Genomic DNA, 275 nt, shown 5'->3' with positions numbered 1-275 from the left:
ACCCATTTTCGCTCACGACATTCTGCATACCGGTCCGTGGGGATTAGGCTTGCTACGTGGCGCACCGGCGGTCGGCGGTCTGATCGTCGGGTTCTGGCTGAGCCACCGCGCACTCAACCGTAATGTCGGAAAAATCATGTTCGCCGCCGTCGCCGGTTTCGGTGCCGCCACACTGGTTTTCGCGTTTTCCACTTCGCTCTGGTTATCGATGCTGGCGCTGTTTGCTCTCTGCGGTTTCGATATGATCAGCATGGTGATCCGCGGTGCGCTGGTAC

1 pseudogene is annotated in these 275 nt (G+C 58.9%); it reads left to right on the top strand.

The window, feature by feature from the left end:
- A pseudogene (locus tag ACPYOM_RS22460) lies at positions 1-275 on the top strand (hypothetical protein); the annotation flags it as partial.

It is taken from the genome of Monashia sp. HAY1-2A (assembly GCF_056755315.1).
The sequence above is the reverse complement of the archived record's forward strand: the minus strand, read 5'-3'. Positions and strand labels throughout refer to the sequence as shown.